Origin of the sequence: Amaricoccus macauensis (genome assembly GCF_014201905.1) — a bacterium.
Taxonomy (GTDB): Bacteria; Pseudomonadota; Alphaproteobacteria; order Rhodobacterales; family Rhodobacteraceae; genus Amaricoccus; species Amaricoccus macauensis.
Window position 1 is genome coordinate 274548 of sequence record NZ_JACHFM010000003.1, and the last position, 16040, is coordinate 290587.

Annotated in this window: 15 protein-coding genes, 1 other RNA gene and 1 pseudogene; 10 read left to right on the forward strand and 7 right to left on the reverse strand. The window is 65.7% G+C overall.

The features are described from left to right. Positions 1-72 precede the first annotated feature (72 nt). Both HNP73_RS15165 and HNP73_RS23700 read left to right on the forward strand, forming a co-directional pair. Entirely contained in the window at positions 73-2397 is a 2325-nt protein-coding gene (locus tag HNP73_RS15165) for a M10 family metallopeptidase (protein WP_184151438.1), read from the forward strand. A gap of 245 nt (positions 2398-2642) precedes the next feature. After that, entirely contained in the window at positions 2643-4055 is a 1413-nt protein-coding gene (locus tag HNP73_RS23700) for a calcium-binding protein (RefSeq protein ID WP_281379265.1), read from the forward strand. A gap of 79 nt (positions 4056-4134) precedes the next feature. Here the strand turns inward: HNP73_RS23700 and ccmE are convergent, their stop codons facing one another. From ccmE to thyX, 5 genes are all read right to left on the reverse strand, one after another. Then, positions 4135-4599 carry a cytochrome c maturation protein CcmE gene (ccmE, locus tag HNP73_RS15175; protein ID WP_184151445.1) on the reverse strand — a complete coding sequence of 155 codons (465 nt, stop codon included), beginning with the start codon at positions 4597-4599 and terminating at the stop codon, positions 4135-4137. Between the two features lie 7 nt (positions 4600-4606). Beyond that, positions 4607-5446, reverse strand: coding sequence for a YhjD/YihY/BrkB family envelope integrity protein (locus tag HNP73_RS15180; protein ID WP_184151447.1), 840 nt, complete (start codon positions 5444-5446; stop codon positions 4607-4609). Beyond that, entirely contained in the window at positions 5443-6474 is a 1032-nt protein-coding gene (gene argC, locus HNP73_RS15185) for an N-acetyl-gamma-glutamyl-phosphate reductase (RefSeq protein ID WP_184151450.1), read from the reverse strand. Before argC ends, HNP73_RS15180 begins: the two co-directional genes overlap by 4 nt. Positions 6475-7000: 526 nt before the next feature. After that, on the reverse strand, positions 7001-7720 hold the full coding sequence (locus tag HNP73_RS15190) for a hypothetical protein (protein WP_221288697.1): 720 nt from the start codon (positions 7718-7720) through the stop codon (positions 7001-7003). Positions 7721-7730: 10 nt separating this feature from the next. Then, complete coding sequence (gene thyX, locus HNP73_RS15195) at positions 7731-8627, reverse strand: FAD-dependent thymidylate synthase (protein ID WP_184151456.1); 897 nt, start codon at positions 8625-8627, stop codon at positions 7731-7733. A gap of 82 nt (positions 8628-8709) precedes the next feature. Here thyX and HNP73_RS15200 point away from each other — a divergent pair, with 82 nt between their 5' ends. Further along, positions 8710-9138 carry a VOC family protein gene (locus tag HNP73_RS15200; protein ID WP_184151460.1) on the forward strand — a complete coding sequence of 143 codons (429 nt, stop codon included), beginning with the start codon at positions 8710-8712 and terminating at the stop codon, positions 9136-9138. Between the two features lie 5 nt (positions 9139-9143). Beyond that, positions 9144-9851 (forward strand): DUF1194 domain-containing protein, encoded by a 708-nt coding sequence (locus HNP73_RS15205; RefSeq protein ID WP_343063334.1) that lies wholly within the window; start codon positions 9144-9146, stop codon positions 9849-9851. Positions 9852-9898: 47 nt separating this feature from the next. Here the strand turns inward: HNP73_RS15205 and HNP73_RS15210 are convergent, their stop codons facing one another. Both HNP73_RS15210 and HNP73_RS15215 read right to left on the reverse strand, forming a co-directional pair. After that, entirely contained in the window at positions 9899-10252 is a 354-nt protein-coding gene (locus HNP73_RS15210; protein WP_221288699.1) for a cupin domain-containing protein, read from the reverse strand. Between the two features lie 143 nt (positions 10253-10395). Beyond that, positions 10396-12531, reverse strand: a complete 2136-nt coding sequence (locus HNP73_RS15215; protein WP_184151463.1) for a TonB-dependent siderophore receptor — start codon at positions 12529-12531, stop codon at positions 10396-10398. 155 nt (positions 12532-12686) lie between these two features. On the opposite strand from HNP73_RS15215, the gene ssrA reads away from it, so the two are divergent. The 6 genes and pseudogenes from ssrA to HNP73_RS23940 all read left to right on the forward strand — a co-directional run bounded on the left by ssrA (position 12687) and on the right by HNP73_RS23940 (position 16032). Then, positions 12687-13035, forward strand: a transfer-messenger RNA (tmRNA) gene (gene ssrA / locus HNP73_RS15220). A gap of 77 nt (positions 13036-13112) precedes the next feature. Further along, on the forward strand, positions 13113-13517 hold the full coding sequence (locus HNP73_RS15225; RefSeq protein WP_184151466.1) for a DUF1345 domain-containing protein: 405 nt from the start codon (positions 13113-13115) through the stop codon (positions 13515-13517). Between the two features lie 19 nt (positions 13518-13536). After that, positions 13537-13731 (forward strand): annotated as a pseudogene (locus HNP73_RS24085) (DUF1345 domain-containing protein); the annotation flags it as partial. Between the two features lie 79 nt (positions 13732-13810). Next, positions 13811-14296, forward strand: coding sequence for an SspB family protein (locus HNP73_RS15235; protein WP_184151469.1), 486 nt, complete (start codon positions 13811-13813; stop codon positions 14294-14296). Positions 14297-14417: 121 nt separating this feature from the next. After that, positions 14418-15059, forward strand: coding sequence for an ImuA family protein (locus HNP73_RS15240; RefSeq protein ID WP_184151472.1), 642 nt, complete (start codon positions 14418-14420; stop codon positions 15057-15059). Between the two features lie 100 nt (positions 15060-15159). Beyond that, a complete protein-coding gene (locus HNP73_RS23940) occupies positions 15160-16032 on the forward strand; it encodes a MurR/RpiR family transcriptional regulator (RefSeq protein WP_343063335.1) in 873 nt (290 codons plus the stop codon). The last annotated feature ends 8 nt before the right edge of the window (positions 16033-16040 follow it).

The following is a 16040-nucleotide window of genomic DNA, read 5'->3' on the forward strand; positions in this document are numbered from 1 at the left end:
TCAGCAAAAATCCCCCCGAAACGATGGGTCCGTGGTTGGAAGGTCGATCCCGACCCATGAGAGATCTTCATCATGTCCATTGCACGGTTCGCGCCCGAAGCTCTCGACCAGCCGGTCGAGAACGGCACCGAGTCCACCATCGTCTCCGTCGGAGCGAGCGGCGATCAGCGGATCGATGGCCAGCTCCGCGGTGTCCGCTGGGCCACGCTCGACATCAGCTACAGTTTCCCCGATGAACTCGCCGATGTCGGCTACTCGGTCGACGGGTTCTCGATGTTCAGCACGACGCAGGTCGCCACGGCGCAGCGCGTGCTTGAGGGCGAGGGCGCGCCAGCCTACGCCGGTTTCTCTGTGGAGGGACTGACCGATCTCGAGATGAGTTATGCCGGGACCGGCAACGGCGCCGGCACGCTGCGCTACGCGAACAGCAGCGCCGCGCCCACGGCCTACGCCTACTATCCATCGAATGAAATCTACGGTGGGGACTCGTGGTACGGCTACTCGGGATCAAACCCGATAGAGGCCAATTACCACTATCACGCCATCATGCACGAGACCGGCCATGCGCTGGGCCTGAAGCACGGACAGGAAACCACTTACTTCGGGAGCTTGCCGTCCGCCACGAACTCCATGGAGTTCTCGGTCATGACGTACAGCTCCTACGTCGGCGACAGCTACACCGGGTACTCCAACGAGACCTGGGGCTACGCCCAGACCTACATGATGTACGACATCGCTGCCCTGCAATACCTCTACGGGGCGGACTACGAGACGAATTCGGGCGATACGGTCTACTCCTGGAGCCCGACCAGCGGCGCGACCTACGTGGATGGCGCGGAGGCGATCACGCCGGGCGGCAACCGGGTGTTCGAAACGATCTGGGATGGCGGCGGGTCGGATACCTACGATCTCTCGAACTACACCACCAACCTCCATGTCGATCTGTCGCCGGGCGGGTATTCGACACTCTCATCGTCGCAGATCGCGTACCTCGGCGATGGCCACTATGCCCGTGGCAATGTCTTCAACGCGCTGCTCCACGAGGGCGATCTGCGATCCCTCATCGAGAATGCGACGGGCGGCAGCGGTGCGGATGTGATCTTTGGCAACCAAGCGGCGAACACGCTTGATGGCGGCTCGGGCAACGACGCGTTGTCCGGCGGCGCGGGAGCCGACGTTCTGCTGGGCAGCGCGGGCGACGACAGTCTGGTGGGCGAAGGCGGCAACGACACGCTCGACGGCGGGGACGGGCGGGACGCGATGGATGGCGGTCCCGGCAGCGATACGGTGCGTTACGGCGCCAACACCCTCTCGGTCCGGGTGGATCTCGCCGCCGGCATGGTCAGCTTTCCCGGGCAGGCGCTGCCGGGGGAGGCCGTCATCTCGATCGAGAATGCCGAAGGCGGCTCCGGCAACGATATCTTCGTGGGCGACGGCGCGGCCAACAGCTTCTACGGCAATGCGGGCAACGACACATTCGACGGCGCGGGCGGCACCGACCACTTCGACGGCGGGGCGGGGATCGACGTGGTGTTCTACTCCGGCAACACCGCCCCGGTGCGCGTCGATCTGACGAACGGCGTCGTGACCTTCCCCGGGCAGGGCGCGGCTTCGGAGACGGTCGTCGCCATCGAGAACGTTCAGGGCGGGTCGGGCAACGACATCCTGATCGGCGACGCGGCCAACAACGCGCTGAGCGGCAACAACGGCAATGATCTGCTGGCCGGTCGGGTTGGCGACGATGGTCTGTTCGGCGGGTCGGGCAACGACACGCTCGATGGCGGCGACGGGACCGACATCCTGAGCGGCGGCGCCGGAACCGATACGATCATCTATACCTCGAACACCACCCCGGTGAGCGTCAATCTCGCGTCCCAGAGCGTCACTTTTCCGGGGCAGGGCTGGCCGGCGGAGACCCTCTCCTCGATCGAGAACGCCACGACCGGTTGGGGGAACGATACCCTGACAGGCAGCAACGGCGCGAACGAGTTGCACGGCATGGACGGGGCGGACCGGCTCGTTGGCGGCGGTGGCGCCGACAAGCTCTTTGGGGGCACCGGCAACGATGTCTTCGTCTTTACCGCCAACACGTCTGCGCCGGGCGCTCGGGACACGATCTCGGCGGGAGACGGGGCGACGGCGTTCCAGGGGGCAGGGGCCGCGGCCGGCGACAGGTTCGATGTCTCGGGCTTTGACGCCGATACCAGCAAGGCCGGGGTGCAGGACTGGCTCTTCGGCACGTCGCACGCAAAGGGCCATCTGTGGGTCACGACGTCCGGCACCCAGACGATCCTGAACGGCAACAGCGACAATGACGCGGCGATCGAGTTCCAGCTGGCCATCGCCGACGCCGGCGTGGCTGCCTCGGCCTACAAGGTCCAGGACTTCATTCTGTGAGGTCCGGCGTCGCATGGGATTGTCCGTGAAGCCCGCAGCGGGACCGCAGGACCGGAGCTCCGGTCCTGCCCTGCGGAAGCGCAGTTAATATTACATATTTCTCTTTGCTGTCGAAGGGCGGCATGCTTTCAATACAAGTTCGAGAGATGTGACGATTCCAGTGTGGTCGATAGAGTAAAGCGCGGATGGATAAGGCCTTCTGCGCCGGTAATATCTTTGAATATGCGTCAAGAATAGAGGACGTCATGGCAGACGACTATAGAAATTACTACAACGGGGCCGGAACTCTCGGCCGTCTCACGACCGGAGGCAGCGCCTCAGGTGTCATCGAGACATCTTACGACAGCGATGTTTTCTCGGTCAGTCTGATTGCCGGGCTGACCTATGGGTTCGATCAGTTCGGGCAGAGTAGCGGCAACGGATCTCTGAGTGATCCCTACCTTTACCTTCGGAATTCTTCTGGCTCATTGCTGGCGTCCAATGATGACTGGGACTATCTGGATTCACACATTGAGTACACGGCCGGATACACCGGCACCTACTATCTGGACGCCAGAGCCTACTCCTCCCGGGCCGGCTCCTACCTGCTGTACGCCTCCATCGGCTACGGCGAGGAGTGGAGCGAGACGATCAACGGAACGAGTTCCGCTGACGGCATCGACGGCGCGGGCGGAAACGACACGATCTTCGGCGGTGACGGCGCCGACGCGCTTTATGGCGGAGAGGGCAACGACGCGCTCGATGGTGGGGCCGGGGCGGACTACCTCGATGGCGGCAACGGGACCGATGTGGTGTCCTACAACAGCAATACGACGCCGGTGCGCGTCGATCTGACGAACGGCGTCGTCACGTTCCCCGGCCAGAACTGGCCAGCCGAGACAGTCGTCTCTATCGAGAACGTGCAGGGCGGGTCGGGCAACGACATCCTGATCGGGGATGCCGCCAACAATGTCCTGAGCGGCAACAATGGCAAAGATCTGCTGGCGGGGCGCATCGGCAACGACGGTCTCTTCGGCGGAGCGGGGAACGATACCCTCGACGGTGGCGACGGGACGGACATCCTGAACGGCGGTGCCGGCACCGATACGATCCTCTACACCTCGATGAACGGTTCAGTGAACGTGAACCTCGCGGCCCAGACCGTGACCTTTCCCGGTCAGGGCCTGCCCTCCGAGACGCTCACCTCGATCGAGAACGCCACGACTGGCTGGGGCGCCGACACCCTGCTCGGAAGCTCCGGCGCGAACGAGCTGCACGGGATGGACGCCGCCGACCGGCTCGTGGGCGGGGGTGGGGCGGACAGGCTCTTCGGTGGCACCGGCAACGACGTCTTTGCCTTTTCGGCGAACACCTCTGCGCCGGGTGCGCGGGACACGATCCTCGCGGGAGACGGGGCGGCGGCGTACGAGGGGGCCGGGGCCGCGGCCGGCGACATGTTCGACGTCTCTGGTCTCGATGCGGACGCCACAAGGTCCGGGATACAGGACTGGATCTTCGGAACCGCGAAGACCAAGGGCCATCTCTGGATGACGACCTCCGGCAGCCAGACGATCCTGAACGGCAACACGGACAACGATGCCGCGATCGAGTTCCAGGTGGCGATCGACGACGCGGGCGTTGCCGCGTCCGCCTACAAGGTCCAGGACTTCATCTTCTGAGGACCGTCTCCGTGGCCCGGCTCGACGCCCGGGCCGCGCTCACGCCGCTTTGCGCGGACGGCTTTGCGCGGGCGGCGGGTCAGCTTCCCGGCTTTGCGCCGGCCGCGTCGTCCGGGTGGAAGAGGCCCTGATCCTTCAGCGCGTCGGCCACTTCCTTCGGCATGTAGTTCTCGTCGTGCTTGGCGAGGATCTCGCTCGCGACAAAGGTGCCGCTCTCGATCTCGCCGGTCGCGACCACGCCCTGACCCTCGCGGAAGAGATCGGGCGGGATGCCCTTGAAGACCACCGGCAGAGTGGCGCCGCCGTCAGTCACCTCGAAGCGGACCTCGCCACCGTCCTTCACAACCGTGCCCTCGGCCACGAGACCGCCGAGACGGAAGCGCTCGCCGTCCGGCACCGGCGCCGCGGCGACCTGGCTCGGGCTGCGGAAGAACTCGATGCCGTCGCGCATGGCGTAGCCGACGAGGCCGGTCGCGGCGGCGAGCAGGACGCCGGCGGCGATGACGAGCTGGATACGGCGGCGTTTCTTCAGTCCGACAGCCATTTGTCCCTCATGGATCGCCGAAGTGGTTGAGGGCGGCATTGACCTCAGCGCCATATATAATGATTGCGCCGGTCAGATAGAAGAACATCAGCGTGATCATAACCCCCGCCAGCGCGCCATAGGTGACCGAGTAGGTGGGCGTGTAGGTGAGATAGATCGAGAAGCCCGCCGCCATCGTCACCCAGAGCGCCGTGGTGATCAGCACGCCCGGCCAGAGGCGCGAGTTCTTCATGTGCCGGCCCGGCAGCAGCCGGTGCATGATGAGCAGGAACCCGATGAAGACGAGGATGCCGAAGATATAGGTGATGAGCCCCGCGGCCGGTGGCACCGGGATCATCAGCACGTTGGTGAGGAAATGCAGGATCAGCGGGCTGAAGAGGATCGAGACGCCGAGGAGCGCCGCGACCGCCGCCCCGATGAAGACGAGGCCGATGGCGAGCGCGCGGTTGTGGATGATGCCGCGCGGGTCGGGCACGGCGTAGGCCCGGTCAAAGGCGATGCGGAAGGCCTCGACGGCGCCGGACGCGACCCAGATCGCGAAAAGCGCCGAGAGCGTCAGGACTTCGTTTGACTGCTTCGAGAGCACTTCCTCGGCGACCGGGGCGAGGGTGCGGGCGATGTGCTCCGGGGCGATGTCGAAGATCGCCTCGATGATCGAGTCCGAGCGCTCGGCTCCGACGAGGATGCCGGTGAGCGTCGCCGCGAAGATCAGGAACGGAAACAGCGAGAGCAGGCAGGAGAACGCGATGAAGCCCGCCATCGGCGAGCCATCGTTCCGGTTGAACCGGTCGGCTGCGACCCAGAGGACGCGGAACCAGCGGCGGATGCGGACGAGGGTCCGCTTCACGGGAAGAGCGGTGCCGCCATCAGGCCCATGGTCTCGGGCAGGCCCAGCATGAGGTTCGCGTTCTGCAGCGCCTGACCCGACGAGCCTTTCGTGAGGTTGTCGAGGGTCGAGAACACCATGACCCGCCCCGGCCGCCGGTCAGGGATGACGCCGAGGTGGACGAAGTTCGAGCCACGCACGTGCCGCGTCGCCGGGGCCTCGCCGTAGGGCAGGACCACCAGGAACGGCTCGCCCGCATAGGCCTCGGTCAGCGCCTTGTGCACCGCCTCGCCCTCGCCGCGCACGTAGATCGTCGCGAGGATGCCGCGGTTCTGCGGCAGCAGGTGCGGCACGAACGTCACCTCGACCTTGCGGCCGGCGGCCTTGGAGAACTCCTGATCGAACTCCGCGAGGTGGCGGTGCTTGGCGACGTTGTAGGCGTGATAGCCCTCGGAGACCTCGGCGTGCAGCGAGCCTTCCTTCGGCGAGCGGCCCGCGCCCGAGACGCCGGTCGCGAGGTCGATGATGATGTCGTCAGGGTCGATGACCCCCGCCCGGAGCAGCGGCAGCAGGCCATAGAGCCCGGTCGCGGCGTTGCAGCCGGTGCCGGCGCAGAGCCGCGTCCCCTTGATCTCGTCGCGATAGAACTCGGTCAGCCCGTAGACGGCTTCCGCCTGCAGATCGAGCGCGAGGTGCGGGTGGCCGTACCACTTCTCGTAGACCGCCGGATCCTTCAGCCGGAAGTCGGCGGAGAGGTCGACAACCTTCAGGTCGCGCGGCAGCCCGGCGATGACTTCCTGGCTGGTGGCGTGCGGCAGCGCGCAGAACGCGAGATCGATGCCGCCGGTGTCGAGCTCGCCGATGGTGGTGAGCCGCGGCAGGTCGAGATGGCGCAGGTGCGGGAAGACCTCGGCGTAGCTCTGGCCGGCCTTGCGATCGGCGGTCAGCGCCTTGATGCGCATGCCGGGATGCGTCGCGATCAGCCGCACCAGCTCGGCGCCGGTATAGCCGCTCGCGCCGAGGATCGCGACGTCACAGGTCTTGGTCATGGCTTGGCGGGTCCCCTCTCGCACTGCCGCGCAGGTGTACGGGAATCCCGTGGCGCGATCAATGTGGCGGAACCGCTGAGACGGTCGCCGTCTCCGGCAGGACACGGGGGAGGGAGGTCGGGGGCGCTGCGCCCGGCTCGGCTCGCAGAGGGTGAGGCGCGGACCCTCCCGCCAGACGACCGAAGCGCGGACCGAAGGCCCCGCGCGAGTTCCGGCGCGACAAGCGAAAGCACCGCTTTCGCCGCGCCGACGGCAGGGAGCGCGAGACGCGCGGAAGCCGTCAGGGGCGCAGATTTCTGCGGGAGCGCGCCATCCGTCCGTGTGCGCCCCGGGTGGGCGCGGAAACGCGCCCGCCCCCCGCAGGGGCGTGCGCGGACGGATTCGTCACTCGCCAAATCCGTCTTGCGTCAGCGGTTATGAGGGGTGCCATGGGGTTGCGGTTCAGCAATCCTTATCCCTAGCGAGCCTTGGGGCCAAGACGTGTCGGGCACGCTGGCAACTTTGCCATGGGCGCCCCACTGGATACCTACATCGCTCTGGTGAGGTACCGGCAGATACCCGGGGATCTGACGAGGATCCTCTCGCAGTTTACCGCCACAGTCGGGGTTATGACTGCTCTGAACTCATTCTGTACTGCAAACGATGAGTCCTTTAAGAAAGGGCCAGGATAGGGAAATCCTGAGCTCCAGTCTAAGTTTATTGGAGAGTATCTTACATGGTTTGCGCACAACTTGCTATCAAAGCATCGATTCAGGTCGATCTCATTTTCTGTGGGGAAGACGGTTGCCTTCTCTACGCCGAACCACAGTTCGTGAAGAAACTCATCCACGTGAGAGATTTTTACGCAAGCATCGTACGGAGGGTAGCCCGACTGAGGCTGGCAGAAAACGGAACTCCCAAGAGGAGGCCCCACTTTCGTAAAGCAAGCCATGAAGAACGGTTTTGTACGCTCGCTAATTGTGTTTCCGCTAAATAGAGCTCTTGGCCCTGTCTCCGAATCATATCCAAAATGATTCTTCAAAAATCCTTTTTCAATTTCGCTAGCAGTTTCAGTATCGATTGGTGTGGTTTGATTGAATCTAATTGCGCCTTCGTCCGGGTCGTTGATGAACGCGTTTTTTATCTCCATCATTTTATACTGATTCTCAAAATAAATATTTGAGCTGAATATGATCTCCCCTAAATTCAGAAATCTCGTAACATGCCTCTTGTCCATGTACTTATACAGACGGCGCGGAGGTTTCACGCTTCCACACTCACTTCCACACCGCCTCGAACTCCCGCCACTCCCCCGCGCTCATCCCCACGTCCTCGCGCGTCACGGTCTCGCCCTTCAGCATCCGGCGCAGAGCTTCCATCCCCTGTCCCGAGAAGGTTACCGCGTTCAGGCGGTAGTCCTCGAAGGCCGACCATGCGGCGGGCACCCAGTCCTGCACGACGGTGCAGAGCGCGTCGGCGTAGGCGCGGATCTCGTACTGGGCGTGGGCGTCGGCGCGCAGGCGCAGGAAGTGGAAGAGGTTGTGCAGGTCCACCTTCCAGTACCACTGGGTGTAGATGCTCGCCGGCAGGTTCATCCGGGCGAGTTCGCGGGCGAGGCCCTGCTGGCCGTCCTGGGAGAGCATCGCCTCGTAGTGGTCATAGGCCCGCGTCGAGTCGTCGCGAAGCCACGCCAGCACGCGCGCGGCTTCCTCGCCCGCCAAGGTCTCGCCTCGGCCCTGATTGTTCACCCGCGACTGGGCGGCGAGATGCTCCGGGGCGGGGATGTAGAACTCGCGGTCGAGGATCGAGTAGCGGGCGGAGTACTCGTTCACGTTCGCCGTGCGGTGACGGATCCACTGGCGGGCGACGAAGACCGGCAGCTTCACGTGCAGCTTCAGCTCGCACATCTCGAACGGCGTCGAGTGCCAGTGGCGCATCAGGTAGCGGATGAGCCCGGCGTCATCGCGCGCGGTCTTCGTGCCCGCGCCATAGGAGACGCGCGCCGCCTGCACGATCGCGGCATCGTCGCCCATGTAGTCGACGACGCGGATGAAGCCGCTGTCGAGGACCGGGATCGGCTCCCCCAGACGCGCCTCGAGGGCCGGGACAGTGGCGCGGCGGGTCTCCGCCAGCGGTTGTCCGGTCGCGGGCATCTGTTCCTCGATGGTCGGCATTTGGTTAACCTCGTGACGGGGGTTCACCCGGGGAATCGGTTGAAAACCCATATCTAGCATAAGAGGCATCTGGAGCTACAACATGAAGACGAAATATCTGCACACCATGGTGCGGGTGAAGGATCTCGACGCCTCGATGCGGTTCTACGAGCTGCTGGGGCTGAAGGAAACGCGGCGGATCGAGAACGACAAGGCCCGCTTCACGCTGGTGTTCATGGCGCCCGAGGGCCAGCCGGAGGCGCCGGTCGAGCTCACTTACAACTGGGACGGCGACGAGGGTCTGCCCTCCGACAGCCGCCACTTCGGCCATCTCGCCTACGAGGTCGATGACATCTACGCCATGTGCGACAAGCTGCAAAAGGCCGGCGTGACGATCAACCGGCCGCCGCGCGACGGGCACATGGCCTTCGTGCGCAGCCCCGACAACGTGTCGGTCGAGCTCCTTCAGGCGGGCGGCAGCCTGCCGGCGCAGGAGCCCTGGTCGAGCATGCCCAACACCGGAACCTGGTGACGGGGGTGCGCCACGCTGCACTCCTCGCGGCGGCGGTCACGGCGTTCAGTGCCGGCGCAGCCGCGGCCGAGGGGTGCCGGCTGGCACTGGCACTGGCGCTCGACGTGTCGTCTTCGGTCGACGCGCGGGAGTACCAGTTGCAGACCGATGGGCTCGCGGCGGCGCTGGTGGCACCGGAGGTGGCGGAGGCATTCCTCGCCACCCCGGGGCAACCGGTGCGGCTCATGGTCTACGAATGGAGCGGCTGGCACCAGCAGGTGGTGCGGCAGGACTGGGTGACGGTGGCGGACCTCGCCGATCTCACCGCCGTCGCGTCGCGCCTCGCGGCGCAAGGCCGCAGCTTCGAGCAGTATCCGACCGCGCTCGGCATGGGGCTGCTCTTCGGCGCCCGGCAGCTCTCGCGTCAGGCCGACTGCGGCGAGCGGAAGCTCGACGTGGCCGGCGACGGCACGAACAACGACGGCCCGACGCCGGAGGTGGTGCGCCGCGAGGCGCCCGCGCTCTTTCAGGGGATCACGGTGAACGGGCTCGTCATCGGCTCGGATGTGGGGGTGCTGGGGCGCTACTTCAGCGCCTACGTGGTGCAGGGCCCCGGTGCCTTCGTGGAAGCCGCGAACGACTACAACGGCTTCGAGGTGGCCATGCGGCGAAAGCTCCTGCGCGAGCTTGGCGTGATCCAGATGAGCGACGCGACCGAGCCGGGCCGCCCCTGATCAGGACAGCCGAACCGGACGGCCGGCAGGACGGCCGGGCAGAGCGCTCACGGTTCGAGGATCGCATAGATCTTCGCGACCTCGCCGATGCACTCCCAGGTGCCGCTGAAGCCCGCGGCGACGACGAAGGCGTCACCGGGGCCGAACTCGGCACTGCCATCGTCGGACGTGAGACGGACCCGGCCCTCGAGGATCACGCAGAGTTCGGTCTCGGTGTAGCTGACGGCGCGGACGCCGGCCTCGGCCCGCCAGATGCCGGCGTGGAAGCGGCCCGACGGGTCGGAGAACGCGTTCCAGACATCGGACCGCGGGGATCCGGCGAGTAGCTTTCCGGGCGCCGCGTCGGCGGGCTCGGGCGCGCCGTCGCGGCCCAGGCGGTGGACGTGCGTGATGCCGCTCAACCTTCGGTCCCTCCGTTGTCCTGCTTGCAAAGCGGATGCTAGCCGGGGAAGCAGGAGCAATCCAGCAGGGCGCGGCCTCAGAAGGCCGCGGTGAGGGTGAGGCCGACTGTGCGGGTCTCGCCGTAGAAGCAGTTATCGAACGTTCAGGACGCGGTGTAGGTCTTGTCGGCAAGGTTGCGCCCGCTGACCTGCACGCGGTAGCCGTCCCATTGGTAGCCGACCATCGCGTCATAAAGCGCGACGCCGGGCGTCCTGACCGCAGGTGCCACGCCGTTGCCCGGGGATACGGTTTCGCCGAGGTAGCGGACGCCGACGCCGGCATCGAAGCCGGCAAGCATCCCTGAAGACGGTGCCCAGCCGAGCCACGCCGAGGCCTGATGCTCGGGCACGCCCTGGAACGGGTTGCCGTTGGCGTCCTCGGTTTCGGTATAGGCGTAGCCCGCATCCACCGAGAAATCGCCCCAGTTCGCGCGCGCCTCCAGCTCGACGCCGCGGGATGTCGCCTGCCCGGTCTGGCGCGAGTACATCGGGTTCTGCGGGTCCGCTTCCAGCATGTTCGACTTGGTGATCTCGAAGGCCGCGATCGTGAAGAGCGATGTGGTGCCGGGCGGCTGATACTTGACGCCGGCCTCGTACTGGGTGCCGCGCGTGGGCTCGAAGGGCGCGCCGCCGGCGCCTGCGCCTGCGACTTCCTGAAAGAACGACTCCGAGTAGCTCAGATACGGCACGATCCCGTTGTCGAAGCGGTAGAGCAGGGCCGCACTGGTCGAAAGCTCGGCGTCCTTCTGTGTGTCGAACGGGTTCGCCGGATTCCATGTCTGGACGTCGGTCTCGATCCAGTCATGGCGCAGGCCGAGGTCAAGGGTGGCGCGGCCGTAGCTGATCCGGTCCTGAGCATAGATCGAGGTCTGCCTCACGGCCATCTCGGACGAGTCGATGATCTCCACGTCGCCGTCCATGCCGGTGTAGACCGGGTTGAAGGGGTCGATCGGGCCGCGGGTCGGCGCGACGCCGGAATCGTAGTTGAAGCGCCCGTTGGTGAAGGACGCGCCGAAAATCGCCGTGTGCGTGGTCGGGCCGAGGCTGAAGTCGGCGCGGGCGTGGGCGTCGCCGGTCCAGGAATGCGAGTCGTTGAGAGCCGCCTGCGCCTCGCGATTGATCGTACCATCCGGGTTGTACCGGTCGTTGTCGTAGTTGTCGTAGGCCCACCAGGCGTGTCGGTAGTCCACGTCGCTTGCGATGTAGCGTACCCGGCCGGCGAAGCTCCACATGTCGTTCAGGCGGTGCTCGCCGAGGAGCAACACCGAGCGCCGTTCCGCGTCGTAGCGATCGAAGCCGGGCTCGCCGACGAAGGTGTCGGGGTCGAGGAAGTCGCCGTTGCCATGCCCCTCGGCCGACCACAGCGTGCCGGAGGGAGAAAAGAACTGGATCATCGGGCTGGTCTCGACCTTCTGGTAGAGGCCGAGGAGGGTGATCTTCGTGGCTTCGTCAGGCGAGGACCATGCGATCGAGGGCATGATGGCCGCCGCATCGTCGCGGCTGTAGTCGACCTGGCCGTTGGCGTCCCGGCCGAAGGCGACGAGGCGATAGGTGAAGCGCCCTGCCTCATCCAGTCGGCCGCCCGTGTCGATGCCGGCCTGAAACAGGTTGTGGCTGCCCACTTCCAGCTGGACGATGCCGGGGGCCTCCGGGTCCGGCAGCTTCGACGTGGTGTTGATGATGCCGCCGACCGAGCCGTTGCCGAAGAGCAGGCCGGACGGCCCCTTGAGCACCGCCACCGAGCCGAGGAGGAAGGTCTCGGGCCGGGTGTTGTTGTAGTAGCCGTAGAGCGCCTGCATCCCGTCCTCGAACGACGCGGGCTCGAAGCCGCGCACCTTCGCCCAGTCGCCGCGGTTGTCGAGCCCGTAGGTGCCGGCGACGACGCCGGGGATGTACTGCAGCGCCTGCGTGATGTTGCGCGCCCCGCGCTCCTGCATCTGCTGCTGCGTCACCACGTTGACTGAGCGGGGGGTCTCGACGATCGGCGTGTCGGTGCGCATCACCGAGCCTGCCGTCTGGGCGACGGGCTCGCTGAAGAAGCCGACCGTGCCGCTCGCCTCCACCGTGACGGTCGGCAGCGTCGCGGTCTCGGTTCCCCGCTCCGTGCCGGCATCGGCGATCGCGTTCGGATCGCCCGTCTCCTGCGCCCGGGCGCTGGTGAGCGTGAGCCCCGCCGCAATGCCCGTGGTCAGCCCTGCGGCAAGCGCCGACAGGGCGGTTGTCCGCCAAGATTTCCGCATCTGGTCCCTCGTTGCCCCGTGGTGGCATCGCTGGCTCCGGCATGCGGGCTGGCTGCTTGTCTGATGAGCGCGCCGATTATCAGGCCGATTGATTTAGTCAAGCCCAAGTGTGCGAAATGCGGCGTTTCGCGGTCGGTTGACTCGTTCTCCGAGACCCCCTTTCCCAGCTGCCCGGAAGGCCCTATATCAGAGGCGTCCGGGCAACCGGACTATGGTGATAAACGCGCGCGGAATAAGCGGATCGGACCCGGGGGCGGTACCCGGCGGCTCCACCAAGCTCCTCGTTGGGGACCATGGGGCCGAAACAGGATCGACGGACGTCTAAAGGCGTTAGCTTTTACTCGGCAGGATGCCACCGTTATCGGCTCAAATCGCATAGTTGCCAACGACAACCATGCTCCGGTGGCGGTCGCCGCGTAAGCGGTGATCTAAACCGAACTTAAGTCCTGGGCCTTAGCCGGTTCAGGCGGGGTTCGCAGGCACCTGGCAACAGAAGCCTGCACTTCGTTTTCCCCTTCCGCATCCATTCCTTCCCGGCTGGCGGCGCGGTCGCAGCAGGGTGGCCGGGCCAGGGGGGCAGGATGAACAAGCGTCACGGACGGTTCCATCTCGCTCTGGCTGCCGGTGTTCTGGCGTTCATCCTCGCTGCCGCCGCGCCGCGCTGGGAGGTCCGCTTCCTCGTCGCGGGCAACGTGTTCTTCCTTTGCTATATCGTGCTCACCTTCTCCTTCGTTGTTCGTTCGAGTGACGAGCATCTGAAGCGCGCCGCCGCGGCCGCTGACGAGGGGTTGCCGATCATCATCGTGGTCGCGGGCACGGCTGTGGTCGTCAGCCTCGGAGCTGTGGCAATCCTGCTCAATGCCTCGGACGCTACCACCGGCGAGACCATCCTCGCGCTGGTCGCGATTCCCCTCGGCTGGATTACCGTCCACACCATCGCGGCCTTCCACTATGCCAACATATACTATGCCCCGCGGGGGAAGTGACTTTTAGCGTGGCCTTGATTTTCCCGGGAATGATGTAGAACCTGGTCCTTGGGACTTTCTGTACTTTTCTTTTGTGATCGGAATGACGGCACAGGTCTCGGATGTGGCGGTGAGTTCGACCGGACTGCGCCGTTCAGTGCTGGCTCACGGCGTTCTGTCCTTCTTTTACTATACCGGTATTGTCGCGCTGGCGGTGAACGCCGTTGGCAGCTAGCCGCAGCAACCGCGCCGGCCCCCCTTTTCACCGCCGCTGAATCGTCTAAGGTCGGGCACCGAGAGGGATGCGGGTGACGATGGCGAAGAGCATCAACTACGGCCAACTGATGCATAAGGCACTGCGCCAGCTGATGGCGGACGTGCTGTCTCAGGTTGCCCGGGACGGGCTGCCGGGGGCGCATCACTTCTTCATCAAGTTCGACACCACCCATCCCGGCGTCGACATGAACCCCTCGCTGAAGGCGCGCTACCCCAGGGAGATGACCATCGTCCTGCAGGAGTGGTTTCAGGACCTCGCGGTGATGAAGGATCGCTTCTCGGTGACGCTCAGCTTCGGCAACATGCCGGAGTCGCTCGTGGTGCCGTTCGAGGCGATCAAGACCTTCGTGGATCCCAGCGTGGAATTCGGCCTGCGCTTCGATGCGCACGAGGACGACACCGACATCGAGGACGAGTCGGAGGGTGCCGCCGACGAGACCACCGGTCCGGAAAAGTCCGGCGAGACGCCCAAGCGCGGCGATGGCAGTCAGGTGGTGAGTCTCGACCAGTGGCGCAAGCACTGAGGCGCGTCCGGCAGGTCTGACATCTTCCGGGATACGGTCCCTCGCTGAGCCAGCGGGTTGCGTGACACGCGCCGAAATGAGAACGTAGAGAGAACATCTCCTCTCTTGAGTCTCTCGCTCCATGCCGCAGGCGATTGTTCCCGCATTTCCGCTCATCGACTTCGCATCCGGTGCAAAGCTGGCCCTTGGGCGGGCGCATGAGGTGACCGGGCCGGCGCGGGTCACCTTCGGGCTGTTTCTGGCGCGGCGGATGACGGGACCGGTGCTCTGGCTGCAACTCGCCTGGACGAAGGATCGGCTGAACGGGGACGGGGTCGAGCCCATTCTCGATCCCGGCCGGCTGCTGATCGGCCGCGGCCGCGGGGCGATGGACTTGCTCTGGTGCGCCGAGGAGGCGCTGCGCAGCGGCCTGATGCCGCTCGTGGTGGCCGAACTGCCGGCGCCGCCCACCCTGACAGCGGTGCGACGACTGCACCTCGCCGCCGAAGCCGGGGCCGAGGCGCGGGGCGTGGTGCCGCTCGTGCTGCTGCTCACCCCGGAGCCCGGGGGGACGGCGGGGGTCGAAACGCGCTGGCGTCTGGCCCCGGCGCCGGGCTGGGCGGTGGACGGTACGCCGCGCTGGCACCTGCGCCGCCTCCGCGCCCGCATGGCGCCGGAAGCCCAATGGGAGATGGCCCTCGACGACGCCGGTGATCCGGTGCTGAAACCCGCGACGGACGCCGCCGGTCAGGCGGCCGGAGGGATGGCGCGTCATCGCGGATGACCGGATGTTGACCCGCCGGCCGGCCCGTGAACGATTTTCCGGCTGGCCATTCCGACCAGTTCCCGTCATAATTGCAACGAAAATTGCATGAGAGTCAGACGTGGAAAAACCGGTGGCGCCCGCCGACTATGAAGAGCTCATCCGCGTCATTCACGAGCGGTACGACGTGATGAGCAAGGGCTACCAGTCGATCGCGCTCTACCTGACGCAGAATCCGAATGATGTCGCGGTGCGCTCGGTCAATGCGATCGCGGAGCGCTGCGGCGTCCACGCCTCGAACTTCGTGCGCTTCGCCCAGGCGCTCGGCTACACCGGCTTCAAGGATCTTCAGCGGCTGTTCCAGAAACGGCTGTCGACGGCAGCACCGGGCTTCGAGGCCCGGGTAAAGGCGCTTGAGGGCGAACTCGGCGCGCGGGACGATCAGAGCGGCGACAGCTTCCTGCGCAATCTCGTCGCGCGCGACGTCGCCTCGTTGCAGGCCCTGCTGAGCGATGTCGCCCCGGACGATCTGACGCGCGCAGCCGAATTCCTCGAGAAGGCGGACGCCATCTACCTGATCGGGCAGCTTCGCTCGGCGCCGGTCGTCGATCTGCTGCGCTATGTCCTGACCATGCTTGGAAAGCGCTGCGTCCTGCTCGATCCGAGCGGCGGGCTCGCCACACACATGGCCCGGACGATCGGCGCGGGCGATGTCCTCGTGGCGGTCTCCTTCCGCTTCTACGCGACCGAGGTGGTGAACGTGGTCGAGAACGTCTCGGCCAAGGGAAACACGATCATCGCGATCACCGACAGCACGCTCTCGCCGCTCGCGAAGAACGCCGATGTGGTCTTCGCCGTGCCGGAGCACGAATATACCTTCTCGCGGTCGCTCGCCGCACCGATGTGTCTCGCGCAGGCGCTGACGGTCGCACTCGCCGCCCGGCTCCAGAACAACGCGAACGACCCGCGCATCCCGACGGTGACCGGGCGGTAGCGGGCGAA

What these genes read in the sequence shown, in the direction of transcription:
- HNP73_RS15200 (WP_184151460.1), top strand. Translation starts at nt 8,710, where the DNA reads ATGAAGACGAAATATCTGCACACCATGGTGCGGGTGAAGGATCTCGAC.
- ccmE (WP_184151445.1), bottom strand. Translation starts at nt 4,599, where the DNA reads ATGGCTGTCGGACTGAAGAAACGCCGCCGTATCCAGCTCGTCATCGCC.
- thyX (WP_184151456.1), bottom strand. Translation starts at nt 8,627, where the DNA reads ATGCCGACCATCGAGGAACAGATGCCCGCGACCGGACAACCGCTGGCG.
- HNP73_RS15225 (WP_184151466.1), top strand. Translation starts at nt 13,113, where the DNA reads ATGAACAAGCGTCACGGACGGTTCCATCTCGCTCTGGCTGCCGGTGTT.
- HNP73_RS15240 (WP_184151472.1), top strand. Translation starts at nt 14,418, where the DNA reads ATGCCGCAGGCGATTGTTCCCGCATTTCCGCTCATCGACTTCGCATCC.
- argC (WP_184151450.1), bottom strand. Translation starts at nt 6,474, where the DNA reads ATGACCAAGACCTGTGACGTCGCGATCCTCGGCGCGAGCGGCTATACC.
- HNP73_RS15215 (WP_184151463.1), bottom strand. Translation starts at nt 12,531, where the DNA reads ATGCGGAAATCTTGGCGGACAACCGCCCTGTCGGCGCTTGCCGCAGGG.
- HNP73_RS23700 (WP_281379265.1), top strand. Translation starts at nt 2,643, where the DNA reads ATGGCAGACGACTATAGAAATTACTACAACGGGGCCGGAACTCTCGGC.
- HNP73_RS15235 (WP_184151469.1), top strand. Translation starts at nt 13,811, where the DNA reads ATGGCGAAGAGCATCAACTACGGCCAACTGATGCATAAGGCACTGCGC.
- HNP73_RS15165 (WP_184151438.1), top strand. Translation starts at nt 73, where the DNA reads ATGTCCATTGCACGGTTCGCGCCCGAAGCTCTCGACCAGCCGGTCGAG.